General features: G+C 51.9%; 25 protein-coding genes and 1 other RNA gene. 14 read left to right on the top strand and 12 right to left on the bottom strand.

Features of this window, described 5'->3' with window-relative positions; genetic code table 11:
• Positions 1-90 precede the first annotated feature (90 nt).
• The gene (locus FJM65_RS14235) at positions 91-987 is read right to left on the bottom strand and encodes a phosphorothioated DNA-binding restriction endonuclease (protein WP_140622213.1); all 897 of its coding nucleotides are present in this window, start codon (positions 985-987) and stop codon (positions 91-93) included.
• Between the two features lie 265 nt (positions 988-1,252).
• On the opposite strand from FJM65_RS14235, the gene FJM65_RS14230 reads away from it, so the two are divergent.
• The 4 genes from FJM65_RS14230 (at position 1,253) to FJM65_RS14215 (ending at position 4,184) form a co-directional block, all read left to right on the top strand.
• Complete coding sequence (locus tag FJM65_RS14230) at positions 1,253-1,822, top strand: Crp/Fnr family transcriptional regulator (protein WP_181163726.1); 570 nt, start codon at positions 1,253-1,255, stop codon at positions 1,820-1,822.
• 75 nt (positions 1,823-1,897) lie between these two features.
• On the top strand, positions 1,898-2,392 hold the full coding sequence (locus FJM65_RS14225) for a cupin domain-containing protein (protein WP_140622211.1): 495 nt from the start codon (positions 1,898-1,900) through the stop codon (positions 2,390-2,392).
• 119 nt (positions 2,393-2,511) lie between these two features.
• On the top strand, positions 2,512-3,591 hold the full coding sequence (locus FJM65_RS14220; protein ID WP_140622210.1) for a serine hydrolase domain-containing protein: 1,080 nt from the start codon (positions 2,512-2,514) through the stop codon (positions 3,589-3,591).
• 158 nt (positions 3,592-3,749) lie between these two features.
• Positions 3,750-4,184, top strand: a complete 435-nt coding sequence (locus FJM65_RS14215; protein WP_140622209.1) for a hypothetical protein — start codon at positions 3,750-3,752, stop codon at positions 4,182-4,184.
• A 187-nt stretch (positions 4,185-4,371) separates the two neighbouring features.
• Here FJM65_RS14215 and FJM65_RS14210 read toward each other — a convergent pair whose 3' ends face one another.
• From FJM65_RS14210 to FJM65_RS14200, 3 genes are read right to left on the bottom strand one after another with little or no spacing between them, the layout of a single operon-like run.
• Positions 4,372-5,145: a hypothetical protein gene (locus FJM65_RS14210; protein WP_140622208.1), complete on the bottom strand. Its 774-nt coding sequence runs from the start codon at positions 5,143-5,145 to the stop codon at positions 4,372-4,374.
• Positions 5,142-5,807 carry a hypothetical protein gene (locus tag FJM65_RS14205; protein WP_140622207.1) on the bottom strand — a complete coding sequence of 222 codons (666 nt, stop codon included), beginning with the start codon at positions 5,805-5,807 and terminating at the stop codon, positions 5,142-5,144. The genes FJM65_RS14210 and FJM65_RS14205 overlap by 4 nt, the downstream gene beginning before the upstream one ends.
• 10 nt (positions 5,808-5,817) lie before the next feature.
• Positions 5,818-9,576: an SBBP repeat-containing protein gene (locus tag FJM65_RS14200; RefSeq protein ID WP_140622206.1), complete on the bottom strand. Its 3,759-nt coding sequence runs from the start codon at positions 9,574-9,576 to the stop codon at positions 5,818-5,820.
• 926 nt (positions 9,577-10,502) lie between these two features.
• Between FJM65_RS14200 and FJM65_RS14195 the strand changes: the two genes are divergently transcribed.
• The 9 genes from FJM65_RS14195 (at position 10,503) to FJM65_RS14160 (ending at position 16,703) form a co-directional block, all read left to right on the top strand.
• Positions 10,503-11,171, top strand: coding sequence for a porin family protein (locus tag FJM65_RS14195; RefSeq protein ID WP_239022965.1), 669 nt, complete (start codon positions 10,503-10,505; stop codon positions 11,169-11,171).
• 1,021 nt (positions 11,172-12,192) lie between these two features.
• Positions 12,193-12,555, top strand: a complete 363-nt coding sequence (locus FJM65_RS14190) for a hypothetical protein (protein WP_239022964.1) — start codon at positions 12,193-12,195, stop codon at positions 12,553-12,555.
• 3 nt (positions 12,556-12,558) lie between these two features.
• A complete protein-coding gene (locus FJM65_RS14185; RefSeq protein ID WP_140622204.1) occupies positions 12,559-13,644 on the top strand; it encodes a toxic anion resistance protein in 1,086 nt (361 codons plus the stop codon).
• Positions 13,644-13,820: a hypothetical protein gene (locus FJM65_RS21300; RefSeq protein ID WP_181163725.1), complete on the top strand. Its 177-nt coding sequence runs from the start codon at positions 13,644-13,646 to the stop codon at positions 13,818-13,820. Before FJM65_RS14185 ends, FJM65_RS21300 begins: the two co-directional genes overlap by 1 nt.
• The gene (locus tag FJM65_RS14180; RefSeq protein WP_140622203.1) at positions 13,817-14,644 is read left to right on the top strand and encodes a hypothetical protein; all 828 of its coding nucleotides are present in this window, start codon (positions 13,817-13,819) and stop codon (positions 14,642-14,644) included. The genes FJM65_RS21300 and FJM65_RS14180 overlap by 4 nt, the downstream gene beginning before the upstream one ends.
• Positions 14,645-14,810: 166 nt before the next feature.
• Positions 14,811-14,905, top strand: an RNA gene (gene ffs / locus FJM65_RS14175) — signal recognition particle sRNA small type.
• Between the two features lie 127 nt (positions 14,906-15,032).
• The gene (gene fsa / locus FJM65_RS14170; protein WP_140622202.1) at positions 15,033-15,689 is read left to right on the top strand and encodes a fructose-6-phosphate aldolase; all 657 of its coding nucleotides are present in this window, start codon (positions 15,033-15,035) and stop codon (positions 15,687-15,689) included.
• A gap of 90 nt (positions 15,690-15,779) precedes the next feature.
• Positions 15,780-15,983 (top strand): fructose-6-phosphate aldolase, encoded by a 204-nt coding sequence (locus FJM65_RS14165; protein ID WP_140622201.1) that lies wholly within the window; start codon positions 15,780-15,782, stop codon positions 15,981-15,983.
• A 9-nt stretch (positions 15,984-15,992) separates the two neighbouring features.
• Positions 15,993-16,703 carry a cell division ATP-binding protein FtsE gene (locus FJM65_RS14160; protein ID WP_140622200.1) on the top strand — a complete coding sequence of 237 codons (711 nt, stop codon included), beginning with the start codon at positions 15,993-15,995 and terminating at the stop codon, positions 16,701-16,703.
• A 6-nt stretch (positions 16,704-16,709) separates the two neighbouring features.
• Here FJM65_RS14160 and FJM65_RS14155 read toward each other — a convergent pair whose 3' ends face one another.
• Entirely contained in the window at positions 16,710-17,381 is a 672-nt protein-coding gene (locus tag FJM65_RS14155; RefSeq protein WP_140622199.1) for a hypothetical protein, read from the bottom strand.
• Between the two features lie 2 nt (positions 17,382-17,383).
• Entirely contained in the window at positions 17,384-17,536 is a 153-nt protein-coding gene (locus tag FJM65_RS21295) for a hypothetical protein (protein WP_181163724.1), read from the bottom strand.
• Here FJM65_RS21295 and FJM65_RS14150 point away from each other — a divergent pair.
• Positions 17,526-18,635 carry a DegT/DnrJ/EryC1/StrS family aminotransferase gene (locus tag FJM65_RS14150; protein ID WP_140622198.1) on the top strand — a complete coding sequence of 370 codons (1,110 nt, stop codon included), beginning with the start codon at positions 17,526-17,528 and terminating at the stop codon, positions 18,633-18,635. The two genes, FJM65_RS21295 and FJM65_RS14150, sit on opposite strands and share 11 nt — an antisense overlap.
• Positions 18,636-18,698: 63 nt before the next feature.
• Here FJM65_RS14150 and FJM65_RS14145 read toward each other — a convergent pair whose 3' ends face one another.
• From FJM65_RS14145 to pseI, 6 genes are all read right to left on the bottom strand, one after another.
• On the bottom strand, positions 18,699-20,186 hold the full coding sequence (locus FJM65_RS14145) for a lipopolysaccharide biosynthesis protein (protein WP_140622197.1): 1,488 nt from the start codon (positions 20,184-20,186) through the stop codon (positions 18,699-18,701).
• A gap of 39 nt (positions 20,187-20,225) precedes the next feature.
• Positions 20,226-21,596: a polysaccharide deacetylase family protein gene (locus tag FJM65_RS14140; RefSeq protein WP_140622196.1), complete on the bottom strand. Its 1,371-nt coding sequence runs from the start codon at positions 21,594-21,596 to the stop codon at positions 20,226-20,228.
• A 5-nt stretch (positions 21,597-21,601) separates the two neighbouring features.
• Positions 21,602-22,813, bottom strand: a complete 1,212-nt coding sequence (locus FJM65_RS14135) for a gliding motility-associated C-terminal domain-containing protein (RefSeq protein ID WP_140622195.1) — start codon at positions 22,811-22,813, stop codon at positions 21,602-21,604.
• A gap of 81 nt (positions 22,814-22,894) precedes the next feature.
• Complete coding sequence (locus tag FJM65_RS14130) at positions 22,895-23,599, bottom strand: LamG domain-containing protein (protein ID WP_140622194.1); 705 nt, start codon at positions 23,597-23,599, stop codon at positions 22,895-22,897.
• Positions 23,600-23,641: 42 nt separating this feature from the next.
• Entirely contained in the window at positions 23,642-24,919 is a 1,278-nt protein-coding gene (locus FJM65_RS14125; RefSeq protein ID WP_140622193.1) for a hypothetical protein, read from the bottom strand.
• A 3-nt stretch (positions 24,920-24,922) separates the two neighbouring features.
• Positions 24,923-25,966 (bottom strand): pseudaminic acid synthase, encoded by a 1,044-nt coding sequence (gene pseI / locus FJM65_RS14120; RefSeq protein WP_140622192.1) that lies wholly within the window; start codon positions 25,964-25,966, stop codon positions 24,923-24,925.
• Positions 25,967-25,983: the final 17 nt, after the last annotated feature.

Raw genomic sequence — 25,983 nt, 5'->3', positions numbered from 1 at the left:
CTGTTCTGTGTCCTTTTACCAGCCTTAGCTGCGGGTGCCGGGTATTTGCCCTTGCGAAGCACGAGCCGCAAGTTCGCGGCAGAGGTGAGGTTAACTTCTAAAGCCGCCTTTGAATACTTCGTTTACGTGCCAGGCAGTGAACTCGGGGTTGGGGTAGAAAGCTTTCTTTTGTGGTGGCTTAATGGACTTCCCATCGTGCCTGATAAGCCAATCCTGCGCACCAATGCCGTTTACCTCGTTAGATACCAGCATTCTAAGCTCTTCTGTCACGGTAAAGGCTCCCATATCAAACAGCTTGTGGTGCGTTGCACAGAGGGCTAAACCATTCACCTCAACATCCGGTCCGCCAGCCTGGTGCCACATAATGTGTGCTGCCTCCAGAGCCAGCAGCTGGTGCCGCAGCCGTACGCTAAAACCACACACAGCACATTGGTACTCGTAAGCCTTCAGTATACTTTCCCGGAAAAGCGGGTCGCGTTTGCGAATTGGCTTGATAAGGCGGTTAGCTGTAGATGGCGTGAGCGCCAGATCCAGACCAACAGCATCCAGTATGTCCTGGTGCAGCGTATCCGGGAAGTTCTGCTCCAGTATAACTTCAGCTATACTTTTGATTAGCTCCGGATCCTGTCTTAGCGGTTGTGTTACATGCTCCGGGAATTTACCCGCCAACTGGTGTTCGCGCAGAAACTTTGAAGTATAATCCTGCTTTGTGTTGATCAGATCAGGTTCATTTAACTGCCACAGCCCATCGTTTGCCAGCTTGGTAAAGGGAAAGTTGGGGTAGTAACTCTTTCTGTAAGGTCCAAAGTCGATCAGCAGGTCTTTTAGCTTCGGCTCTATACTTGTGTAAGGTATAAAACCGGTGTTTCCTCGCTGAATCTCGCCTAAAGTCAAAAGTATAAGCAGAGGCTTGTGCGGTGCGCGTGTGCCTTTGCTCTTCCAGGTGTTGATGTTCTGGAACTGTGAGAGGAGGTCAGGGTGTGTCAAAGGCTATAAATTCGTTCACACTTATTAATTTGCGGTGTAGTTTTATTCTTCAACATTGTTGTTATCTCAAACAACCAGCAGGATTCCTACAATTGACAGAAGCATATAGCTATTGACTGTCCCGGGAGATGGTTTACTAAGTAAAGCAAAACAAGATACTAAAAACTGATAATATACAGAAACTTAAATATTAATTTTAACCATTCCCCCACCTTGCACCCCTGCCCAAATACCCCTAACTTCCGCATCATCTAAACCCCATTCTTTGTCCCGCATACTTTACAATATCGACCAGATCATCCGTCCGGAGCCGGAGGAGAGGGCTGCGCTGGAGCGTGTGTTGCGGCCGCGTACGCTGCATAAAAACGAGCTCTTTCTACGGGAGGGGGAGGTGTGCCGCAAGATTGCCTTTATTGAACAGGGCAGCGTGCGGGTGTATTATGAGGTGGACGGCAAAGAGATCTGCAAGGACTTTCTTTTCGAAAATGCCGTGGCCGGTTCTTTCGCCAGCTTTTTCTCCCAGATGCCCTCTGCCCTGAACGTGGCGGCCATGGAGGAGACGCAGCTGCTGGAGCTGAGCTACGAGGACGTGATGCACCTCTACGAGCACTACCCCTCGTGGCAGAAGCTGGGACGCATCATTGCCCAGGACCAGTTCGTGCGCGCGGAACGGCGGGAGGCCTCCCTACTGAAAGACCCGCCCGAAGTGCGCTTCCGCAACCTGATAGAAGAGCACCCGAAGCTGTTTAAGCGGGTGCCGCTGCAGTACATCGCCAGCTACCTGGGCATTACCCCCGAAACCCTGAGCCGCTACCGCAGCCGTGTAAAGCGCTGATTACTTCTTGATTTGAATCAAGTGAAAACGGTGCAGCATGCCTTTTCTTTGTAGTGCATATAAATATCTACTACTATGAAAAAGCAAGTTGAACCGCAGCAGCACGAAGAGCTGCGGATCTTCACCAACCTGGTAAAGCTGGTGTTGACACAGGAGCAGACCGGCGGGCAGTACGCCGTGTTTGAGGATAATGTACCGCCGCTGGGCGGGCCGCCCCCGCACACGCACCCCGCCGAAGAGGTGTTTTACGTGCTGTCCGGCGATTTTGAATTTGTGCTGAACGACCTGGCCAACCCTTTCCGCGCCACGGCCGGAAGCGTGGTGCACGTGCCTTCCAACGCGCTGCATACCTTCAAAAACGTTGGCGACTCAGCCGGCAAACTCCTGACCATCGTCACACCGGGCAACCTGGTCAATTATTTCCGCGAGATAGGCGAGCCCATCACAAACGAGGCAGACCGCCCGGACCTGACCGTGCCGCCAGACTTCAGCAAGATCAACCCTGAGAAAGCGTTCGGGCTCGCACCCAGGTATGAGATCCGGTTTCATCTACCGGATGTAGTGGCGTAAAACCATAAACGCGACGGGCAGGTAACTATTTCAATCTGTTGTTGTATAAATCCTTGTAGCTCCGGGAATGTTACAACTTACACCGTCCTGGAGCTGCACTTTCCTCTAAATATATTGTCATGATGCTGAAGTATATAGCTTTGCTCCTGTTTGCCATGGGCAGCGTGGCAGCCAGGGCCCAGGAGTCTCCGGTCGATACCTTTCTGCTGAACCAGATGCAGAAGTTTCACATTCCGGCCGTGTCGGTGGCCATCATCGAAAACGGGGAAGTGGTGCTGAGCAAGGCCTACGGCACGGCCAACCTGGAGTACAACATACCCAACACCACGGGCACGGCCTTCCAACTGGCCTCCGCTACCAAGCTGCTCGCGGCAACCGCCCTCATGACGCTGGTGCAGGAGGGCAAGCTGGACCTGCAGCAGAAGGTGAGAACCTACCTGCCCCAACTGCCCAAGGCATGGGATGATATGCGGGTAATGGACCTGGTGGCGCACCAGTCCGGCATCGTGGATTTGCTGGCCCTGCAGCACAACTTTAAGTCGGCGGATGCTGCCCTGGATACGGCCATGGCCCGTCCGCTGGACTTTGCCCCCGGCACCAAAACCGTGTATGCAGGCGGCGACTATGCCGTGGTGATGAAGCTGATAGATAAAGTGGCAGGCATGCCGTACCAGCAGTTCCTGGACGAGCGCCTGCTCCGGAAGCTGGGCATGCGCCACACCGTGTACAATAACATGGAGCAGGACTTCATTTACCGCACCTACGACACCATCCCGTACGCGGCCACCGTGTACAAGTGGGTGGGGGAGAAGCCGCCGCAGCAGCGGGTCTTTTCGATGGTGTTCCCTTCCTGGACCTACCCTGCCGGCGGGTTATTTTCCTCCATAGACGACCTGGCCAAATGGGCCGTCGCGCTGGACAAGAACACCCTGCTAAAGCCGGAGGTAGCGGCGCAGATGTGGACCGCGGCCAAGCTGCGCGACGGAAAGAATGCCCCTTTTGGGGTAGGCTGGATTGTGGACAAGCATAACGGAGAGAAGGCCACCGGCCACAGCGGAGGTCCCGCCCTGGCTGACATCGTGCGCCTGCCCGAACGCAAGATCACGGCCATCGTACTGACCAACCAGCTGGAACTGCGGCCCTTCCTGACGATGCGGGTGCTGGACCTATACCTGGAGAACAAACAACTGTACCGCTAGTGGCGCAGGCAAAAGTTGCAATAAGAGGCAAAATAAAACTATGTTAATTTATTTCGTACCTGTCTGATTTTCTTAAACTTATTGCATACTTTACAGGAGTATACCTGACAACAGGTATACTCCTGCTTTATTTAGGTGGGGCTACCAAACCTCGTGCCGTGATCGTAGTGGACAGAATCAAGAACGCAGCCGGCAAAGTATACGCTGTGCTGAGCTATGAGCCGCAGAAGAATTACCTGCTGATGAAGTGGTATGGCCACTGCACCGAAGAGGAGGTGAAGGCCGCTTCGCTGCGCATGCTCCGGTGGCAGCAGCAGGAGGGCAGGCGGAAGCACTGCAAATTCCATGTGCACGATACTAAAGAGATAGAGGGCGCCTGGGCCGGACTGGTGGACTGGATCAACAACGAGCTTTTTCCGCAGAGCTTTGAGGCGGGCCTTCGGTATAACATCAGCATCCTCTCCCCGGACCTTTTCTCCAAATACTCCTCCCAGGCCCTGTGGCAGAAAAAGAACATAAAAGTGCCTACCATCCTCTGCGAAACCATCTCCGAAGCAGAGCGCTGGGTTGCGGAGAAGTATAGGGAACTGTAGCTACGAATTTCGCTTATTTGCCATAAATGCCTTCGCCAGACTACTTGCTGGTCAAAAGTCACAGCAAGGGCAAGAGCTATCTGAAACACAAGCCTTTTGTTTTCTTTATTTGAAGCCATTGAGGGTGGACCAGGTACTATTGCCACACGCTGGGAGTGGGAGCCAGAGGAACATAATAACACTTACTCTATCTTGATTTTTTCGGACGCACCTTCCTCAACCTATACTCTTTCAGAAATGGGAATTTCATATGGCGGTAATAGTCCAAGGATGTCTTTTCCGGTAGTCCAGGGGCGTACTTTACGTCGTAGACGGTGGGGCCATAGAGGCTCCAGATAGGGGTTTCAATGCCCTTGCCATACACTTTTATGAACTGCACACAGTATTTGTGTGAAGGCGTGGTGTCACCATCTCCTGCTCCGCCCCCTGCAGAACCTGCGATGAATAGGAGCAGGGCGCCGGCAGTGGAGGCAACATCCTGGCCTTTGGTGGTATAAATATTTATCTCAAAATCCTGCACCAGGAGGGCATCAACTGTGAGCATGTTCAACAGTCTTTGGCGGCTGATGTAGTTCAGGCTGTCGCGCGCAACTCCAGCCCTGCTCAGGAGAGCCAATGTGGTGTCTGGTGGTTGCACGGTCACATAGAGCTCATCGGCATGTTTGCTGAAAAGGTTATAGTAAAGATGCATCCATTTTTCCGGGTGTCCTTTTACTAAATCTGTTTGTAGACCAACTTTTTCGTCGGATGGGTAACGGGTGTTTACGATGAAAGTGGCAGGCAGCACCGCTATGGTTTTAAAATTAGCATTAGCCTGCTGGATTTGTTCAGTATCGGCATACAAAGGGTTTTTAATAAAGTAACGGCTGTAAAACCTTTCCTTTGGAGCAGAGCATGAGCCCACCAGAAGGGCCAAGGCACCTAATTTCAGAATGCCTGTATTTCTTTGCAACCTGTTCATGGGTTTGCCTTTTTACCGGTATAGCCGTAAATCGATAAAAAATCGCCTATGATGACTTGGTTTTCTTCGCGAATTGAGGTCTTTGTAGCTCTACTCCGAAAGCTAGCTGCCCAAATTGGGTGTCCCGATTTATGATAGAGTAATACGATAATGTCTTTTTGAGTGAAAGGCTTGTTCCACTGCACGGATTGCACAATGCGGGCAACCGCAGTGTCGGTTATCACAAAACTATTATCGTATGAGACGAAGGTGAGTAGAGCCGCATCCGCCTCCACTATTTTGCATATTTCAGTTGGAGTTAGTTCCAGTGCCACCTTCGGAATGTTTATGTTTGCCCTCGCCAGCTTCTCATTGGTGGTATACATGTCCTGCAGCTTTTTGGGGCTAAGCGTATCAGTTCGAATCAGAGCCGAAAACAGGAGGTTTTGCATAAAGGCGGACGTATCCTTTTCTCTTTTATTCAGTTCGCGGAGATTCCCCTCATAACGCATAGGGTCCAACGAAACCCATGCAGGCACTATCGCGATGCAGTTCAGCTTATTAACCTGTACTTTGCTGTCAGGAGCGAAGTAGTAGTTGTTGCGCAACTGCGCTTCTGCCGGCAGGCGTGCCAGCAGAGCCCAGATGGCGATGGCGAGCATCAGAAGTCGGCTGTTTTTCATAAACTGCTGGTCATCGTTGCACCAGGATTTTAACCGTTTGCACACCCTGATCGGTCATCAGCCGAACGAAGTAGAAGCCCTTGGCGAGCCCTGCGGCCTGCACGCTGTGCTCATATAGCCTGCCGCTTTCTGCGTCGCCTGCCGCAATGCGTTTAATCAGCGCCCCCTTTAGGTCATACAGATCTAAGGTATAGCCTGACTGCTGCTTTAGCGTGAAGGCGACGGTAGTATGCTCCTGGAAAGCTGTCGGATAGGCAATAAGCTGTTGCTCTAACTCTGCCGCCAGCAAAGAATTATCTTGTTTACTTTTAAACTGTGCCCCATGGATGGTGATGTTCCCACCGGAAATTGTCTGGCAGGCTGGTGAATTCTCATCGAGGTTAGCTGCGCAGGCAGCTTGGTTATCAAATACCACGGCTCCGCGTGTTCCGTCCTCGTCAATCTCCCAGATCAGGATGCGTAGCTGGTCCTTCTCGTTGCTGTTCCAGTTAACAAGCTTGTCTTTCTGTTTGCTGTCGTATTGCACGTCTGTAGCAGCAATTAGAAAGCCAAAGCGGCGCGGGTCGCTTTCTATATTGCCCGTGGCGCTAAGGCGGGTAAGTCTGCCATAACCCCTGAAGAAGGCCTGATTGCCTGTTACGACCAGAGAGCCCTCTTCGAGGGAGGTGCTACGGAAGTTAATAAGGCTATTTTCTAGCACCAAGTTGACCTGCCCTTGCAGCTTGCCTCCATTACTGTATCTGGCTACAAAACCCCAATAGGCTCTGCTGTCGCTTTGCATAAGCTCGTAGGCGGGGTTGGCCGGTGCATCGCTCCAGCCGCCACCGGTAACATATCCGGCCGCAGGATCGGATACATGTACATAGAGGACTGCCGTATGAGTGGGACAGTCAGGGGTGGTTCCATAAGTTGCAGTGATCTTATAAACTGCTGGTTTACTTGCCCAATTAACCCGGATCGTATCGGTACCTTGCCCGCTGAATGAAGTGTAGTCTCTGCCTTCATTATCTGTTATCTGCCATAAAAAGTTGGTCGCTCCGCTACCGCCCAGGGTATAGCTCACACCATTGGTTCCAGCCCGGGCAACGCCAGGTCCCGCAATCGGAACCTCAGGCAGTTCAAGGCATACACTTGGCTGGTTGTATTTGATGGTGAGGAAGTCTATACTTGTGTTCATGCTATAGCCCGTCACTACAATATTTCCCTGTGGGTCGGTGGCTATAACAGTTGGGAAATCGGAGGGACCTGCTGTCTGTTCAGCCCATACCTGATCGCCATTATCGCCATTGTATTTCACGGTGCTATAGATAGAACCCATCTGGTCTGTTTGGCTGTATCCTGTTACATAGACGCCTCCAACTGAGTCAACCGTAAGAGCTGTGGCCCAGTCGCCGTTGCCGCCTGTGTAATTGTAGGTTTTAGCCCAATCTAGGTCACCGGTGGCTGCATCGTACCGCACCGTGCCAAAGTCGGTAAACGTGCTGCTGTTATACGCAAGCCCTGTAACGTATACACCACCCCGTCCATCTACTGCCATGGCTGTGGGTGTATTAAAGTTAACGGCTGTATCAATAGGTTTGCTTCTCCAAACCTCCTGGCCTGTGGCTGTCTGGTATCGGATAGTTGTATAACCTTCGTCACCAGCCCCTGTAACGTAAAGCCCGCCTTGCGCATCAGCTGCTATAGCCGCTACAACATCATGCCTGGAGCCCTCGCCCGAGTCAAACCGTTTTTCCCATTTCTTCGTGCCATTCTCCGCTTCAAAGCGGATGGTGATAAAGTCAGAACTGCTTTCGTTGTCATAGTTCGAGGTGTTTCCAGCCACATAAACCGCTCCACCCGGATCAGTGGTGATGGCGACCGCCCTATCCTCGTTGGCGCCTGCCAGACCGGCGTCGTAGCGGCTTACCCAAAGAGTATCTCCGGTAGCCGTATCGTAGCGAATGACGACAATGTCCTCCATTGTATTGCTGAGATAGTTTCTGCTGGTACCCGCCACATAGATATTCCCATTCTTGTCAACTGCCAGCCCGGCTGCTCTTTCCTCAGTATACTCATCTACCACCACATCATATAGGCTAGCCCAAATCACTTGGCCTGTGGCAGCGTCGTATCGGATAGTTATAATGTCTATATCGCCATTAATGCTCTTGTCGTTACTGGTGCCAGTCACATATAGATTGCCCTGGTTGTCGATGGCATTGGCCACGGCTATTTTGAAGCCTGTCTCGCCGTAATGAACTGCCCATAACGAGTCTCCCGCAGGCGAGTATTTTACAGTAGTCAACGTGCTTCTATTTTCGCTCTCGCTGGTGCCGGTCACATAGCTGTTTCCGTCCGCGTCGACGGCAACTGCCACCGGCCTGTCGGTTGTGGGGAAACTACCCGACCCATCGTAGGTTTGCGTCCACAACGAATCTCCTGTACCTGACTCATAGGCAATGGTCACAATATCCGACTTTTCGTCGACTCCGAGTTCAACTGAGTTGCCGGTTACGTAAAGTCTTCCCTGGTTATCAAGTGCCAAGCCAGCAGGTTCATCACTGTTCGGTTGTTGTGAGCTGTCAAAAACCTTTTCCCATTCCTGTCTGCCGTCAAGGGCATTGTACCTAATGGTAACGAAGTCATCCATACTGACACCTGTAACATATACTCCGCCGGTGTTGTCTGCAGCCAATCCCTTTGGATATACAGGAATGAATCTGAAGTTCTCGTAGCGGCTGTCCCACACCTGCGCACCGGTTTGCGCATTGAAACCCACAGTTGCCATCGCAGATCCGCTTGATCCGGTCACGAACACACCACCTTGGTTATCTACTGCAATAATTGCCGCCTCGTCAGTGCTGTATACTCCTGGTTGGTAATTGTAACGGCTTAACCAGCGCTGCGTGCCGGCCGCATCATAGCTTATCGCCACGTAGTTTACGCCTGCATCGGTGCCGTAACTGGAGCCAGCCACGTAAACCATGCCATTGCTGTCTATCGCAATGCTCCTGCCGTAGGCAAGATCCCCGTTCTCCAACTCCTTGTTGCTATACCGGATCGCCCATAGTTCAGCACCCGTGGCAGCCTCATACCGAATCGTGACCATGTCTCTGGAAAAAGCATCCGGATTAATGGAGGTGCCAATCACATAGACACTCCCATTGTTGTCTGTGGCTAAGTCCGCACCTGAACTGCCAAAACCAGGCCCGCTGTATTCCATGTCCCACGTTTTGTTTCCTGTAAGGGCTTCGTAGCGGATAGTGACGATATTGAATTCGGTTTGATTGCTTTCACTGGTACCTGTTACGTAAACACCTCCGCTGTTATCTGTTGTGATAGCCGCCGGTTGGTCGTTTCTGTTGGATGGCCCATTAAATTGCTGCACCCAACTTTGCTGCCCTGTCTGGGCATCTAATCGGATGGTGATAAAATCGCTGTTCATGGCGCTGTACGTTCCCAGCAAATAAACTCCTCCCTGGTTGTCTATGGCTATATCATTGGCCTGCACTATATCGTCTGCATCATAAGCATATTTCCATAGCAGCTGCCCACTCGGGGAGTATTTTAGTGTGATCATGTTGACAGGGCTCACACCTTGACTGTTACCGGTAATATAGACATTGCCCTGTGCATCTGTAGCAATCGCTACAGCTTTATCGTTTGTGCTAACGGTGTCGATGGAATTATAGCGCTGTGCCCATTCTACAGTGGGTTGTTGCGCATAAGTGGCTATGCTACAGGTGCCGCATAAAAACACAAGCGCACAGAGTATAAGTTTTTTCATAGCTTTACTTTACAGAGAAAGGAAAATACTTGCACATCAATGGGAAAGTCTGCCAAAATGGTAGACGCGGCAGGTTTGTTAGATCGGTATGTGGGTGAGGCAGTTAATATCTAGTAATTAATACGTATTTAATTGTATAATAACTATAAAAAGTTTGTTTCTGAAAGCTTGTATTTAGTTGCTACAGCGGAATTGGGAGTAAGTGACAGTAAAAGCAGGGGAAAGGGGATTAGGAAAGGCTGGACTATCATAAAAGTGCTCTTACTTATAAAGGTTAACTATAGGCAAGCTTGTAGTTATTGAGGATTAAAAAATTTATACTTGGGTTGAGCTGTAAGCAATAGTGGCGTCCTGCTATACTAGGGTTGCTTTATAAGCGGGAGATTTATACATGCTTATCACTTGTTATAATGTGCCAGTAAAGTAACCTTATTATCTTTTAATGGTGAGCAGGGGGGCAGTGATGAAGGAACTCGGTGTTGCAAAGACTCAGCTGCGTGAGCCCCGGACGTGGAAGTCCGACGCAGCAAAATTTCTACGGTTTCCCTCTCCTGTTTTGGGGTTGAGGTTCTTTGAATAAGATTCAGACAAAGAGCAGGGCAAAAGACCTCGCGGTGTCTTTCAGACCCGCGAGTGTCTGAACCGGCAAAGCGGGTGCTTGCTTTGTAAACTTCCCCTCTAAACCCAAGAAGACCGCCAATAGCCTTATCAGGATAACATACCATATTTGTTGGCAGGTGCTTTTAGCTAATGATGCCAACTGCTGTGATTCTGGTAAAAAAAGCAATGCAAAATATAACCATGAAATCAGGTTGTAGGGCCAAATTAAGCCTGGTTGTTATCTGAAGCAGTGCAATTTTAAAACCTCTATATAAGATGGCACGTATATTCGCCGTTAATAATCCAAACTAACATACTTACCATTTATGATGATGAAGTTTTTCTTTGCCGTTGCCCTGGCCTTAGGCACATTTACAGCTGCGCAGGCGCAGGCAACATTTGGTGTAAGAGGAGGTGCTAACCTGGCGAACCTGTCGGGCGATCTGCAGAACGAGGACCAGTTTGAGAACAAAGTAGCTTTTCATGGAGGTGTTACCTTGAACTTCCCGGTAGTGGAGGAGTTCTTTTCTATCCAGCCGGAGCTGCTTTATTCCAGAAAAGGCTTTAAGAGCAACAGCGAGGAGTATACTAACCTGCTGCTGCAGAAAAGAAGACGCGAAGGCAGCGTGGACTATAACTACCTGGACCTTCCCGTTCTGGGGCACATAAATGCCGGACCGTTATACTTTGAGGCCGGGCCGCAGCTAGGCTACCTGTTGAGCGTGAACAACAAAACCGAGCTGTACGACGGCGACGGCACCCGTATCGCCAGTGATAAGGATGCCAAGAGCAAGGATGGTCTGTCGGAGTTCGAGTTGGGCTATGCTGCCGGATTTGGCTTTAACGCCAGCAACGGCATCAGCCTGGGTGTTCGCTACAACGGCGCCTTCTCCGATTTTGTGAAAGAGGATCTCAACTTTGAGGGAGACCTGACCAACGCCCGCCACTCGGTGTTCATGCTAACGCTGGGCCTGCGCTTGCCTTCGGATAACTAAGTATAAAGTATAAACACACAAACAACCAGCAGCAGCCAGCCTTGTCCTTTGGGCAGGGCTGGTTTTTTATGGCTGAATCAGGATTTACGGGTTGTGAGGATAGACTGGATTTTCCGCAATACCAGTACCAACCACTTCCGCTGCTCCGGACTTCTTATTCCGGAGCTCTCCCTGCTGCGGACATCCTTGTCCGCGTATATAAACAATACCGGGCCCAACCACCCCTGCCCCTCTCCCGAAACAAGTCAGGGATCTGCGACTTGGCTAAGGTGGAGAGTCTGTAACTGCTGTTACTCAAGTATAAGTTTCATAGCAGCTGGTATAGCGCGGACAGGTCGCGACCTGTCCCTACAAGTATAAACCCAACCCTGGCCCCTCCCAAGAGGGGAATTTTCCGCAGGTGTAATCCCCCTGCCCCCTTCAAAGGGGAACTGTTCGGAGAGCCGTGGCTATCGAACTTGATCCCAGCCTTTGGGTGGGGGTAGGGGCCCTCGACAAGAGCGCCTTCTAGATTTCCGGTGCCGAAGGCATTGCGACGTCAGGAGCAAAGGAAATGTAGACAGCGCGATGCGGGAAAGAGTTTACCCCGAAGCATTTCGGGGAGGCCTCCCGGCCTTGAGGGAGCCAAAGTATGAGATGCAAAGGTAGGTTTGTAAGACTGCGGATCAGCAGCAGCTATAAAAGATAGTTGGTTTCCAGTTACAGAAAACAGCGGCTTTACAAGTATAATATATGGCCCATGTTGTCCGAAACAGCAATAGTAGCAATTAGCAGCGGCTAAATTATAAATATAAAAGCGGGCGCTAATGCCAGGATGTCGTCCCGAGAGAGGCACTGAAAAAAGGAGAGCCGAAGCAGGGCAAAAGCACTTCATCTACCCAGCCACAATCCGCGTATAGGAAAGTATAAATTCTTTTTTGTCAGGAAAACAGTCCAATCGTATATGTTGATTTTCTGGATCTTCGTTATAGGGGCAGTGCTGGGGTATCTGTATGGGCACTACCTAAAGCCAAACCGGCGCTTGCAAAAAGCTTTGCAGGAGGCCCGCAGGGCAAGTATGGCCGTGCTGGAAGAAGGCAACAAAGGCGTATACCGCACTGTGGTTACAGACCATAACCAACAGTCGGAGCTGGTGGTGGAAGTAAAGGAGCTGGCCGTGACCCAGGGCGGGCAGGTGAAGGTGGAGTACATAAGCGCCCAATACAAGAACCCGGAGTTCCGGACTCGAAAAGGGGAGGCTTTATTGCGGGAAGTGCGCGAATTATTAGGAGATTATCTGCCTTTATCCGATATTTCATGGTATGAAACCACGGACCGTCATACGAAAGCCCGTGAAAACCTTAGCACATTAGACAACCTTCAGAAACACCAATTAGGAGCTTAACCAATGGAGAACACCAACCTATCCCTAACCGAAGACAAAGAGCTGGTACAGCAAAGAGCGCAGGACCTCTCAAAAACCATTGATCCTGAAAAGCCTGATACCCTCACCAACTTTGGCGTAGACACGCAGCGCAAGCTCGGGCATTACTCCAACGAGCTGCTGGCCAAGGTAAAGGCAAAGGACTCAGGCGATGCCGGAACTGCCATTAATGAGCTGCTCACCCAGATCAACATGATCAAGATTGACGAAGAGGAGAAGCGGGGATTCCTGTCGCGGCTGCCCTTTGGTAAAAAGCTGCAGGACCGTTCCAAGCGCCTGGCCATCCAGTACAACAACATCTCGGAGAACGTGGATGACGTGGTGATCAAGCTGGAGAAAACCCGCCAAAGTATCCTGAAAGACTCTACTAGCCTGGAGGTTATGTTTAAGCAGGCAGTAGATTATATACATGAGGTGCGCACGGTAATTGCCGCCGGAAAGCTGAAAATAGAGGAGATCGATAACGTGCTCATCCCAAAACTGCAGGAGGAGGTGGAGGCCAGCAACCAGGACGAGCTCGTGGTGCAGCGCCTGAGCGACATGGTGGCGTTTAAGGACAGGCTGGAGAAAAAGGTGCACGACCTCACGCTGTCGCATACCATCGCTACGCAGTCGATGCCGCAGATACGCATGATCCAGACTACCAACGAGGTGCTGGCCCAGAAGATACAGAATTCTATTGTGACGGTGATTCCGGTGTGGCGCCAGCAGGTGGCCATTGCCCTGGGGCTGGAGAAACAGCGCAAGGCCCTGGAGATCCAGAAAAAGGTAACCGATACCACGAACGAAATGCTGCTGAAAAACTCGCAACTGCTGAAGAACAACGTCGTGAACGCTGCCAAAGAAAACGAGCGGGGCATTGTGGATGTAGACACGCTGAAAAAGGTGAACCGCGACATGGTAGAAACGCTGGACGCCGTGGTGAAAATATCGGAAGAAGGGAGCCGCAAACGCGCCGAGGCCGTGAAAGAGCTGGCGGCGGTGCAGGAAGAGCTGAACACCAAGATCATCGGCACTTTTGGCAAGTCGAAAAAGATTGAGGCAGAGTAATGGCAGGCAAACCGGAGAACCATCGCAAAAGCCCCCCAAAACTAACGCAGGACCAGCATGAACTGCTGGTGTTATACGTGCAGCGGCTGGAGGCGCACCTGGAGGAGCTGAAAGCCGCAGTCGCCGTGCAGGTAGAGATAGAAACACGGCACCTTAGAAAGATACTGGATCAATGAGAGAGTTCCTGCGCACCATGTTCGGCCTGAACGGCCAAACCGGCAATAGAAAAGTTGTAGACAGTACGGCAGGGGCTGATGAAGAAAAGACACCTTACCTGCGGGAGTCGGAGCAGCGGCTGAAGGCGCTGCAGGAGCTGTGCGCCAAGTATGATGGCACGCCCTATGCTGCGCATTTTAAGGCTGCCCTTGAAAGGACCAGGCGCATACATACTTACCTGGCCGGTCGTGGCCGCGGGCATGAGCTGGAGCTTTTTCATGTGCAGCACACCGACCATTTCCTGAGCACTTTTACCGCCATACTGGAGGCCCAGCAGGAGCCACAGGAGCTGCCACAGCAGCAGGAGAAGCCGATTTCAAAGCCAGGGGTTCGGGGCCGAACCGTGGTTTTCGGGCCCTTCAGGAGCGAGCGCAAAGAGGTTAAGGCTGTGCAGAACACGAACCGCGCCACGAGCCAGCGCGCCTATTCCGACATTGCTGAAACCAAGACAGAGGTGCCTCGCCTTAGCATGCCTGAAATAGCCATTAACACCTATGCCAAAATAGTATACCTGCGCGAGGACGTGTCGGACGGGCTGACGACCTGCGAGATCGGCTTTACGTCGCCGCCCGAAGAGAAGGCAGCATTTGAAAGCTATGTGGCAGCCAGCATCGGCCTGAGCGACATAACGTATGTAGGCAACGCCATGGTGTATGCCCCCCCGCAAGGCAAACCGCAGCCCGCCGAGATGGTGCCCGTGATTCACTGGCACGGCGCTCCCTACGCACTGCACCTGGAGGAGCTGCGCCTGTACCCGGTGCGCACTTACCGCAAGCAGTGGTAGGAGGGGCAGGGTTGGCATCTTACGATCTCGGTGGATTTGATGGTTTAGAAGTATGGCATAACCATTATGAAAAATTAACGGCGTGCTATTCAGTGAGATCGGGGCTTTAGCGTAGATTTTTGCCGCCCCGGTTTGCAATGATCAACTTTTGCCGTACTTTTGTATCGGCAAGCCGGCACGGCCAGCTCCCGCTGAACTCCCCCAGGACCGGAAGGTAGCAAGGGTAGGCGGTTGAAGCGGCGCGATGTTCGGCTTGCTACTTTTTTATACCTACCCCAAGGTTTATACCTACCCCAAGGCTGTCTCAGGCCGCAATTTTCTTACATTTCTTTCCGGATTCTGGATTAATGCTTTAGCTTTGTATGCATAACTATAAGCATCTGTACCTATGAAATTCTTTATCGATACGGCCAACCTGCAGGAAATACAGGAAGCGCATGACCTGGGCGTTCTGGATGGCGTAACTACCAACCCGTCGCTGATGGCGAAAGAGGGGATCTTCGGCCACGACAACGTGATTGCCCATTACAAGAAGATCTGCGACATTGTGGACGGCGATATTAGTGCAGAGGTGATAGCCACAGACTTCGAAGGCATTGTGCGCGAGGGAGAATTCCTGGCAGAACTGCACCCGAACATTGTGGTGAAGGTGCCGATGATCCGTGATGGCGTGAAAGCCATCCGTTACTTCAGCGAGAAGGGCATCAAAACGAACTGCACGCTGGTGTTCTCCGCCGGGCAGGCTATCCTGGCTGCCAAGGCCGGTGCCACGTATGTTTCTCCTTTCGTTGGCCGTTTGGACGATGTTTCTACGGACGGTATGCAGCTGATCGACCAGATCGTGCAGATCTACGGCAACTATGGTTATCAAACGCAGGTACTGGCTGCCTCTGTGCGCCACGTGATGCACCTGGTGCAGTGCGCCGAGGTAGGGGCCGATGTGGTTACCTGCCCGCTGAACGTGATCACCGGCCTGCTGAAGCACCCGCTGACAGACATCGGCCTGGAGAAGTTCCTGTCCGACCACGCCAAGGGAAACAAGTAGTTTATAATTAGATATTATGAATTAGAAATTAGAAATGGGGTTTAACACTGCCATTTTTAATTTCTAATTTTTAATTCATAATTCTACCCGATGTACATCATCAAAGTAAAAGGCAAAGCCAAAATTCCGGATTACATCCAGCTTCGGGATGAGAACTTTGTGCTGATTGCCTATTTTAGAGCTGACCGCCCGCTGAAGAACCTGGACCGCTATGGGCTGGAAGGCAAAGAAGAGGCGCTTGCCGCGCTGATCGACTCGCTAGAGTTCGGCAAACTTCAGAAATTAGAAATTTAAAGAGTACCTATGAGCTTTTCCTCTTCACCAGTGGTGTCGCTGCGCGATGTTACGATTTATCAGGATGTGAACACCATTCTCAGTAACGTAAATTTTGACGTGGAGAAAGGGGAGTTTGTATACCTGGTGGGCCGCACAGGAAGCGGTAAAAGCTCTCTGCTCAAAACGCTGTACGCCGACTTGCCCCTGCAAACAGGCTCTGCCGCAGTGGCTGAGTTTCAGCTGAGCAGGCTGCGGCGCAAGCAGGTGCCCTACCTGCGCCGCAAAGTGGGCATCATTTTTCAGGATTTTCAGCTGCTCTCTGATCGTACTGTGGCCGAGAACCTGGCCTTTGTGCTGCGCGCCACTGGCTGGAGCGATAAGTCGAAACGCAAGCAGCGCATCTCAGAAGTGCTGATGCGGGTAGGCCTGGATGCGTCTGCAAATAAAATGCCCCACCAACTCTCCGGGGGTGAGCAGCAGCGCGTGGTGGTAGCCCGGGCCCTGCTAAACGAGCCGGTTATACTTTTTGCCGACGAACCCACTGGCAACCTGGATCCTATGGTGGCCGATGGCATCATGCAGCTCTTCCGGGAGATTAACAAACACGGCACGGCAGTACTGATGGCTACCCACAACTACGAGATCATCCAGCGCTATCCGGGGCGGGTGCTAAAGTGTGAAAATGCCCGTGTGCTGGACTCTAAGGTAGAGGAATTTAACCTGGTGAACGGCTATTAACGCAGCTTATGCTTCGTCCTCAGGCTGCGGTACGCCAGTCTTAGCGTGTATTTCCCTATACTTTTGCTGCGCCTCTTGCACCGTTTTCTTCGTGGCAGTTTGCAGCTCGCCCTCCACGGCGCGGTAACGGCTGTTTAGGGCGTTCCACCAACCCTCTACAAGGTTCCAATCGCGTTCTTCATACTTCTCGGCGTCTTTGCCCAACTCAGACACAAACCGCTGATAGGTTTCCCCAATGTTTTCAACCGTCACATCGCTCATGTCATCTTCCTGTATTTCCATCCCCAACAGCTGATGGCGCAGTTTATAGCGGTGGCTGGCGTCTTTATAGGTTTGCTCTCTTTTCTCCAGCGCATTGTTGTAGCGCTGCTCCAGCTGGTCTGCCTCGTCCCGCTGCTCGGGGCTCAGGTTATCCATGCTTTTCTCGAGTCTGTCGCGTCTCCTGTCATACACTTCCTGCAAGTTTTTCTTTTCTGTGGCCCAGGCTGTAGAATCGTTCTCAGACTGCTGCAAGGCTCGAAGTTCTGTCTCGCTCAGGCTGTCCTGCTCAAATTCGGATATATAGTCGCGGTATTCTGTCAGGGCCTGTTCTGTTTCATTGCTCTGCCCGTTGCAGGAAAGCAGGAGCAAGGGCAGGACAATCGCTCCTATGAAATAAAGGCTTTTATAAGTCTGCATCTTTAGTTTCTGATGGTTAGGGTTTTACTAAACGCTACACCCTCAGAAGGGGTTACGGTGCGGCGCGGCAGCCTGTTTATACTTGTCTGGTAAAACGCGTAGCTGTGCGTATATTTGTCTGTTTCATCAGCCACCCCAGAATCTATGGAAGACATCAAAATGACGGCCACCAAAGCCCAATACGCCAAGTTGAAAGCAGAGCTGGACGCAGCCTTTCTGGCTGTGATGGAACAAATGGGCAACCGTGACGGCAAAACGGTGCGGGAGTTGGCCAGCGAGGTAGAGAATTATTTGCAGGTAGCCCAAGCCGCCCCCTGCGCCACAGGTCCTGACGCCTTGCAGTTGGCGTTTCAGGCGCTGCAACTGCCGCCCGGCGCAGAGGTTATCTTGCCCGCTTTTGCTTCAGGGGAGGTGGCAGACGGTATTTTGAAAGCGGGACTACAGCCTGTTTTCGCTGATGTGAACAAGGATACATTTACCCTTTGCCCAGCGTCGGCAGAACGTATGGTTTCAGCTAAAACCGCTGCGATCTTGCCGGTGCACCTGTTCGGGCAGTGTGCGCAGATGAAGGAGCTGACAGCTTTGGCCGCCAAGTATAATCTATCTGTTATTGAGGACGCTTCGCAGGCGCTGGGGGCGATCTATGTGTGGGATGATGGCAAAGAGCAGCGGGCGGGCAGCCTGGGGCACACCGCGTATACTTCCTTTTTCCCTGGCAAGCCTTTGCTGGACTCGGGAGAGGGGGCAGCGGCTTTGGCAAACCAGCAGGAGGCGGCCGATCGGTTGCGGCAATTTGCGGGCCGAGTCCATCAATTGGATGCGCTTGAGGCCGCCATGCTGCGCGTAAAAGTCAGCCATGCAGATGCGTATCATGCGCCGCGGCAGGAAATTGCCCGGTTTTACAACAACACCTTTGCTGAAACCGAGCTGGTGCAGGCCCCGCACACCACCGGCTATAGCTCCCATACCTATCAGCAGTATGCTATAAAAGTACCCCCGGCTATGCGCAACGGGCTAAAGCAGTACCTGTATGACAACTATATACCTAGTGCGATCTACTATACCGAGCCGCTGCACCTGCAGGAAAAGTATACTTCCGGCCTTTACCAGATAGGTGATTTACCGGTAGCGGAAATGCTGAGCCAAAGCCTGCTGGCGCTGCCCATGCACTCAGAGCTAAAAGAAGAGCAACTGGTTTATATTTGTCAGCATGTGCTAACTTATGTTAAGCAGGAAGGGGAGGTAAAAAAGTAAAAAGGTAGAGAGGTAGAAAAGTAAAAAGGATTATTAGACAATCAACTACCAAACAATTAAAAATTAAATTTTCCAGCCGGTGATGCCAAAGATTACTTTGCGTAGCCAAGCGTTCATATCGGGGTAGATGTTCAGGTTTAGGGCCAGCGCCATATAAATAGAAGTGATAAGGAGGGAGCGCCCGATAATGTCGAGGAAGACGTTGCCGAGGAAGGGCAGGAGGTAAGAAGCTCCCAGTGTGGCGGCGGCGATGGCTGTTATGCCCAGCGCATGCCAGGTAAAAGGCTGGATGTGGTAAATGAGCTTGACGAAGAGCAGGCGCGCCAAATTCATACTTACAAGTGAGATCATAGATGCCAGGGCGGCCCCCTCAATGCCATAGCGCGGAATAAAATACCAGTTCGTCCAGATGGTGAGGCCGGCCAGCACCACGTTAAAACCCAGGTCCCATTTATACTTTTCGGAGGTGGCCAGAATAGCGCCGTTCAGGCTGGTGGCAAGGTCTACCAAACGTGCCAGGGCCAGAAACAGCACCACATACTTACCGGCGCGGTAACTTTCGGGCATAAAGTCATACAGGTTATCGATGTTGGCCCAGATGCCGATAAAGAGCAGCAGCCCCACGATCAGGTTGATCATGGTCACGTGCTGGTACAAATTTCCCATCCCCTGCATGTCCCGCTCTTTCCAGTATTCGGCCACCTGCGGGTGCGCAATCTTCAGAATAGACCGCCCTGGCACTAGTATGGCGCTCGTCATAAAGAAGGCGGTGGTGTAAATGCCGTTGTCGGAGAGGCTGTAGGAAGAGATCATCACCTGGTCTACGGTGGTGATGATGGTGGTGGAAATATTGCCTAGCAGGGTAAAGAAGCCATAGTAGAAAAGCTCCCGGATCGGGATAATGCGCAGCACAGCCAGGGAGGGCCTCAGGTGTAACTGCTTCAGCCAGAAAGTATAGCCCGCCAGCACCAGCGCCCCCACCGAGTTCATGATAATGTACAGCAGCACAAATGTATGGAACTCCATCACCCCTAAAGCATACACGCTGATGAGCAGGGTGGTAAGGATGCGCAGCAGAAAATCCTGCACAAAAGAGGAAACAATGGTTTTATAGAGCGAGCGCAGGTACGCCGTGAACATATTGAACAGCAGCGTAAACAGCGACAGCGGAATCAGGTAGTAATAGTAGTCGATGATGAGCGGCGAGTTCTCGATGTAATAATCTACCACAGTAGGCTTAAAGAGCAGAAAAAGCGCCGTAGAAAGTGCAAACCCGAGCAGCGGCACCGACAGCAGCAGGAACAGGAACCCGTTGTGCTGCTTGTCTTTGTCCCGGAAGTAGGGGAAATAGCGCACGCTCATGTTCACAAAGCCCAGGGCCGAGAACTGCGCATACATCACCGAGATAGAGAGCAGCAGGCGCGTGAGGCCCACCTCTGTCTCGTCCAGGAAGTTAGGGAAGAGCAGCACCGTGTTGACGTAGCCGATCAGGATGCCGGCATACGATATGGTGGTGTTCCAGATGCCTTCGCGCTGTAAGGTTCTGCTCATGTTGCTTAGCGGGTGAACAGCAAAAATAGCAAATCTGGCTTACTTGTCGTTGGTTATTATTCCGGGGGGGGCGCCTTTTGCTATAGCCGCTGCCTCGGCACAAGTATGAAACACGGATCCAGCAGACTTTAGTTGCTGCAGTATTTTCTCCAGCACCTCGCGCCAGCCGGGTTCACCTTTGGGCACCGGGTACTCGTTATACTTGGAGTAGTTTTCGTTGTGCCATAGCAGCGTGAAGAGGCCGTTAAACTTTTGCACCTCCTGCAGCATCGGCAGCACTTTCTCCAGCGCCTCCTGCGGCTTCAGGTGCATGAAATTCACATCATAAAGCGAGGCGTCCATCAGCATCAGCGGCAATTCAATGTAGCTGTGCGCTCGCCGGTTCTGGAAGTCGAAAGGGAAAAAGGGGTGGCAGTAGGAGTTACGGAAACCGATATGTTCTGAAAAGCCCAGGGTGCTGTCGTAGCTAAGGTTGCTTTGCTGCAGTACCTGCGGCGTGGTTTCGGGCTGGTAGCAAAGGTAATGGAAGCGGTTGCCCTGCGCCTGCTGCGCCAGCTTGCCCCGGTCCGACTTGAGCTGCACCAAATCGTTGGCCGTGCCGAAGCTGCCGTGCAGCGCTACCTCATGCCCCCGCTCCGAGATTTTCTGCATCAGGTTCTGGTACTTCAGCTTCGTCAGGTCGTGGTCGGCGTTTAGGTGGCCGTTGTAGCGCTGGTTGCTCGGCAGGAAGAAAAAAGTAGCCTTGGCGCCATACTTCTCGGCGGTGGCCATTACCTCTGGCAGGTTGTTCCAGGCGTCGTTCCCAACGGCTTTCTGCAGCAGCACTTTTGTCAGGTCCCACGCTTTGGCATGGAAGAGCAGCTGCTTGCCCGCCACGCGCCAGGCACTGTGCAGGCGGTCCACATCACAGGTGAGGCAGGTGGCCATCGAGTTGTTGCCCCAGTGGTCGTGCTGCAGGTTCTCGCCATACACCCGCTCCACCACCTCGCGCAGCATCTCAAAATAATAGTTCACCACCGGTTTCGTGACGAAGCTGTATCTGGCCTGCACGCTGGCTTTGTAGGTATAGCGGTGGAAGCGGTCGCGCTCGGGGCCATAGTACTCCTGCCAGCCGCTTAGCAGGTAAAAGGCGGAGGCGATGATGTCGTAGTTTATACTTGCCGTGCCGTCCGGATGATAGGTAATGAGCTCTTGCTGGTCATCCTCCTCAAAAAAGAAAGGCAGTTTCTCGCCGCGCCACTCTTTCCAGAACACCTGCTGCGGGCGCGGGCGCTTCTTCTCAAAAAAGCTGCCGCTATACTTTTTTACGGTGACTTTGGCATCTCCGCCGGTGCCATAGTTAAACCTAAGATTTTTTGCCTTGGGGTAGAGGAGGAGGAAGTGCTGTAAGGTGTAATCGTAAATGTACAAAATGCTTATTTTATGACTTCGAGCCAGCCTTTGTACACTTTTTGGGTGCGGCTGCTGGTTAACTGATAATAATACACGCCAGTCGGTACCTCAGCAGCCGACCAGCCGTTGTCATAACGGTCGGACTGGTAGATAGATTTTCCCCAGCGGTTAAAAATTTTCAGCTCCAGCGTATTTTTCTCAACTCCCTGCACCACAAACGTATCGTTTTTGCCGTCGCTGTTCGGGGTGATGATGTTGGGAATGAGCGGGCATTCGTCGCTGGAAACCAGCACTTCTCTGGTGAAAGTACAGTTGTTCAGGGCTATATTGACAGTGTATACCCCCGGGGTTGTGACGGTGACGCTGGGGGTTGTTTTACCGTTGCTCCAACTGTAGGTTGCCCCTTCTGTGGTAGCATCTAGCAGCACCTCTTCACCATAGCAGGTTGCAACCTCCGTTGGAAGATCTAGAACTGGCTCCTGCGTAACCGACACGTTAACCTCATCCCGGGACGTGCAGCCGGCAGTGGTGCTCACTTCCACCCAATAAGTGCCTTCTTCAGAAACAGTTAACTGCTGTGAGGTTGCACCTGTGCTCCATTTGTAGGAAGCCATACCTGAGGGAGCGGAGAGTGTTGCGGTTTGGCCACTACAAAGCTTAAGATCTTCTCCTAAACTAAATGTTATGGGAGAAGACTCCTGTACGTTAATAAAGCCGCTTCGCACGCAGTTGCCTTCTGTGACAGTTACTTCATAGCTGCCTCCTTCACTAACAGTTATACTTGCCGAGGTCTCACCAGTACTCCACAGAATTTGCCCGTTACCACTGTTGGATACACTTAACGTTGCGGTTGATCCGGCACAAATTTCAGCAGGGCCTGCAACAGTAATAGGCTCCGGAGACTGGGAAGTAGCTGCAAACTCTCCATAGTTGGCTGAGGATGTATAAAACATAAGAGGCGAAGAGACAGTGTCCGCTACCTGTTCCCAATTGGAATCCGTATTATCTTGCCTGCGATATAGGTTACCTCCACACTGCAAAGCATAGTCTTTGTAGTGCACCTTATACTTTTTATCCGGGTCTCCAACCTTGAAAAGACCAAAATATTCTTTTACCTCCTGAGGCTTGTTTATTCCATTGGTTTGTTTGGGCGGGGAGGCGATAGTATAAAGATGGAAACCTTGTATAGCAGGATCAACATTCACAACCGAGAAATTTACTTTTTCGGTTATCATCTCCAGCGAAGTATCCCAGTTAGAGGTATACCTGTACACGCTTCTGTCGCCTATAGGGGCACCCGATTTGACAGCCGCAGTCTATGGCGAGGTATTTTGCAGTACACCATCGATTCTCGAGTTGCTGTAGTCTTTGATGATGCCATCTCCAAAACTGTCCAGCTTAAAGTACCCTACTAAATCAGGGATGCTTGCAGGAACTGTTTTGCACATATTTTGCCTGATTTCGGCAGCAGATAAGGCTCTTTTCCACAGCTTTACTTCATCTACCTGGCCTCTGTAAAAATGATTCCCTAGAAACACATAGTAGTAGTTTCCTATCAGTAGGTTTTCATTACTGTTTAGGACAGTATTTGTATACCCCGTTTTATTTTGTTGCTCCAGAACGCCATCTACATACAGGGTCCAGGTGCCATTTTGCACCACACCTGCAAGGTGATGCCAGTTATCATCCGCTACAATGGTGTTGGAGTACCCTGATGTTCTATAGTTTCCAGATCCGTCTCTGCCCGCTAAGCATGCTTTGCCATTTTGTATCAACAGCTGAAAACCGTTCTCTGCATCACGGTCATACTTAGAGATGATATGATTATGGCCCATGGAGTTTGTTTTAATCCAGGCCTCTACAGTAAGCTGATTTGTAATGCCTCTGTTATCAGTGCTGAACCCGACAACATCATTCATACCATCAAGTTGCAGCGCATTTCCAGGACCTTGCGCTTGTGAATTATGATCAATAAAAAGAAGAAGAAATAGAAAACTGAGTGGGAGTAATAGTATGTTCATAGGCGGTTGTGCTGCAGTCGTAAACTTAGAGATAGCAATATATCAATGTTTAAGAAATTCAGCAATCTGCTTTAGTGCCAATGTGCCGCTTTTGCCATCATACGCTGTGCCTACAGTGGCATTGTAATACTTTGCTCTGCCAGTTACATCAGGCTTATTCGAGAGATGGGTCTGCAACAAACCAATCAGTTCTTCCGGACCTGACACAGCTTCAACAAGGCCGTGCTTCACAAAACCGTAATAATCCTCCAGCTTGTGCTTCGGGTTGAAGTCATAAAACATAGACCAGACGTTGAGCAGCACCGCCTCCAGGTGAATGCCGGAGTTTCCGCTGACCTGCACATCGATCTGGCGGAGGTAATCAAACGTAGCTACCGTTCGGCTGTCGGAGAGGCTGATCTGCGGACTTATACTTTGCAGCTTGCTGAAGTTGCGGGTATCGCGGGGGTGGGGGCGGAGGATGAGGCTTAGCGAGGGTAAAGCTGTCGTCAGCTGTGTCAACAGCTTCTCGATTTCCGCCACATCATCCATCAGATTGCAGCCAATACCTATGGTTTGAATCGTTTTATTTTGATTTCGGAACGGCACAAATGCATCCGCTTTGGGCATGCCAATTAATTCTACCTGCCCTGTTACCGGACCGCAAAGTTTATACTTATCCAGCGCATCCTGGCCCTCCAGCAGGTTCAGGTCGTACGCCAGCGGCGGAAACATGGGGCTCACGCTAGCATGCTGTATGTAAATCGTTTTGATGCCCATACTTTTAGCTGCCAGTAGCATGGCCCGGGCATCGGCGTTATGGTCGTTTGCGAAGACAATGGCCTTCGGTTTATACTTCTGCAGCTTGCGCAGGTACACTTCATAGAACCCAACAGCATCGAACAGCACATCAAAAAAACGGATGGTGCTGGCTGTTTTATACTTCAGGAACTGCAGCAGCAGCGGGAGAAACTTATAGTAGTAGAGCAGTTTGCGCCGCAGCGACAACCGCTCAACTACCCGGTTATACTTGCCGATCTCTTTGCTCTGGCCCGCCACGAAAACAGCATCATGCAGCTCCTCCGCTATAAACTTTAGGCTGTCATAATTATTCTGGCTCACTACATACAGCCATATTTTCGCCTGGAGTTTCTCCTCATGTTTTACCGACTTGAATAGGTTGCCAATCAGGCGCAGGAAAGTATAACCCGCCACTTTGCCCAGGCGCAGCAGCGGGTTTTTGGGGGATACGGCATTCTTGGCACTCTCCGGGAGCTGCAGAAAAGCCTCCGAAAAGTGCAGGTAAAGTATGTTGCTGTAAAGCTTATACCATTTTCTCATTGTCTACACCAGGTCCCAGTTCAGCGGTGTTCCTGCCTTGATGTCTTGTTTGGCCGTTTTGCCCAGTAGCGTGTCGTAGTGCTTGGGCGCCAGTCCCAGGCCTGGGCGGATGACGCGGATGTTCTCCTTGGTCAGCGCCTCACCGGCCTTGATGTCTTTGGCCGCGTAGACCGAGCGCTTGAACAGGCGGCTCTTCTCCTCGGCCCGCTGCACCCCATACTGCACCCGCCCCATCGCCAGCCACGCCCTTTCCGACTCTACCACCAGCATCCGCAGCTCCTCGGGCTCCAGCGAGAAGGCCGAGTCCACGCCGCCGTCGGCTCGGCGCAGCGTGAAGTGCTTCTCGATCACGGTAGCGCCCAGGGCCACGGCGGCCACCGCGGCGCCCACGCCCATGGTATGGTCCGAGAGGCCCACCTGCACGCCGTACAGCTCGCGCATGTGCGGGATGGTCACAAGGTTGGTGTTCTCCGGCGTGGCCGGGTAAGTGGAGGTGCACTTTAAAAGTATAAGCTCCCGGCAGCCGGCATCACGCAGCACCTGCACCCCTTCGGCCACCTCCTGCACGGTGGCCGCGCCGGTGCTCATAATCACGGGCTTGCCCGTGGCGGCCACCCGGCGCAAGAGCGGGTGGTCGGTGTTCTCAAAGGAGGCGATCTTGTAGACCGGTGCCCCCAGCTCCTCCAAGAAATCCACGGCAGTCTCATCGAAAGGAGAGGAGAAGGCGATCATACCGCGCTCCCGGGCCCTGTTGAAGATCGGCTGGTGCCACTCCCAAGGGGTGTAGGCCTCCTTGTAGAGGTCATACAGCTCCCGGCCCTTCCACAGTGAGTTCTCGTCTTCGATCGTGAGCGCTCCCGGCAGGGTCATGGTGTCGGCCGTGTAGGTCTGCAGCTTGATAGCGTCCGCGCCCGCGTCGGCGGCGGCATCCACGATCTGCAGCGCCCGCTCCAGCGACTGGTTGTGGTTGCCCGACATCTCAGCAATGATGAAGGGCCTGTGGTTTGGGCCGACCAGGCGGCCGGCAATATTGATATCGTTGATCATGTTCTCTGCAGTTTTAT

This window comes from Pontibacter mangrovi, assembly GCF_006385705.1.
GTDB lineage: Bacteria > Bacteroidota > Bacteroidia > Cytophagales > Hymenobacteraceae > Pontibacter > Pontibacter mangrovi.
The sequence above is the reverse complement of the archived record's forward strand: the minus strand, read 5'-3'. Positions and strand labels throughout refer to the sequence as shown.

What these genes read in the sequence shown, in the direction of transcription:
- FJM65_RS14165 (WP_140622201.1), top strand. Translation starts at nt 15,780, where the DNA reads ATGTACATCATCAAAGTAAAAGGCAAAGCCAAAATTCCGGATTACATC.
- FJM65_RS14220 (WP_140622210.1), top strand. Translation starts at nt 2,512, where the DNA reads ATGATGCTGAAGTATATAGCTTTGCTCCTGTTTGCCATGGGCAGCGTG.
- FJM65_RS14185 (WP_140622204.1), top strand. Translation starts at nt 12,559, where the DNA reads ATGGAGAACACCAACCTATCCCTAACCGAAGACAAAGAGCTGGTACAG.
- FJM65_RS14200 (WP_140622206.1), bottom strand. Translation starts at nt 9,576, where the DNA reads ATGAAAAAACTTATACTCTGTGCGCTTGTGTTTTTATGCGGCACCTGT.
- FJM65_RS14130 (WP_140622194.1), bottom strand. Translation starts at nt 23,599, where the DNA reads ATGAACATACTATTACTCCCACTCAGTTTTCTATTTCTTCTTCTTTTT.
- FJM65_RS14135 (WP_140622195.1), bottom strand. Translation starts at nt 22,813, where the DNA reads ATGATAACCGAAAAAGTAAATTTCTCGGTTGTGAATGTTGATCCTGCT.
- FJM65_RS14145 (WP_140622197.1), bottom strand. Translation starts at nt 20,186, where the DNA reads ATGAGCAGAACCTTACAGCGCGAAGGCATCTGGAACACCACCATATCG.
- FJM65_RS14210 (WP_140622208.1), bottom strand. Translation starts at nt 5,145, where the DNA reads ATGAACAGGTTGCAAAGAAATACAGGCATTCTGAAATTAGGTGCCTTG.
- FJM65_RS14125 (WP_140622193.1), bottom strand. Translation starts at nt 24,919, where the DNA reads ATGAGAAAATGGTATAAGCTTTACAGCAACATACTTTACCTGCACTTT.
- FJM65_RS21295 (WP_181163724.1), bottom strand. Translation starts at nt 17,536, where the DNA reads ATGTCTTCCATAGATTCTGGGGTGGCTGATGAAACAGACAAATATACG.
- FJM65_RS14160 (WP_140622200.1), top strand. Translation starts at nt 15,993, where the DNA reads ATGAGCTTTTCCTCTTCACCAGTGGTGTCGCTGCGCGATGTTACGATT.
- FJM65_RS14155 (WP_140622199.1), bottom strand. Translation starts at nt 17,381, where the DNA reads ATGCAGACTTATAAAAGCCTTTATTTCATAGGAGCGATTGTCCTGCCC.
- pseI (WP_140622192.1), bottom strand. Translation starts at nt 25,966, where the DNA reads ATGATCAACGATATCAATATTGCCGGCCGCCTGGTCGGCCCAAACCAC.
- FJM65_RS14225 (WP_140622211.1), top strand. Translation starts at nt 1,898, where the DNA reads ATGAAAAAGCAAGTTGAACCGCAGCAGCACGAAGAGCTGCGGATCTTC.
- FJM65_RS14150 (WP_140622198.1), top strand. Translation starts at nt 17,526, where the DNA reads ATGGAAGACATCAAAATGACGGCCACCAAAGCCCAATACGCCAAGTTG.
- fsa (WP_140622202.1), top strand. Translation starts at nt 15,033, where the DNA reads ATGAAATTCTTTATCGATACGGCCAACCTGCAGGAAATACAGGAAGCG.
- FJM65_RS21300 (WP_181163725.1), top strand. Translation starts at nt 13,644, where the DNA reads ATGGCAGGCAAACCGGAGAACCATCGCAAAAGCCCCCCAAAACTAACG.
- FJM65_RS14205 (WP_140622207.1), bottom strand. Translation starts at nt 5,807, where the DNA reads ATGAAAAACAGCCGACTTCTGATGCTCGCCATCGCCATCTGGGCTCTG.
- FJM65_RS14180 (WP_140622203.1), top strand. Translation starts at nt 13,817, where the DNA reads ATGAGAGAGTTCCTGCGCACCATGTTCGGCCTGAACGGCCAAACCGGC.
- FJM65_RS14195 (WP_239022965.1), top strand. Translation starts at nt 10,503, where the DNA reads ATGATGATGAAGTTTTTCTTTGCCGTTGCCCTGGCCTTAGGCACATTT.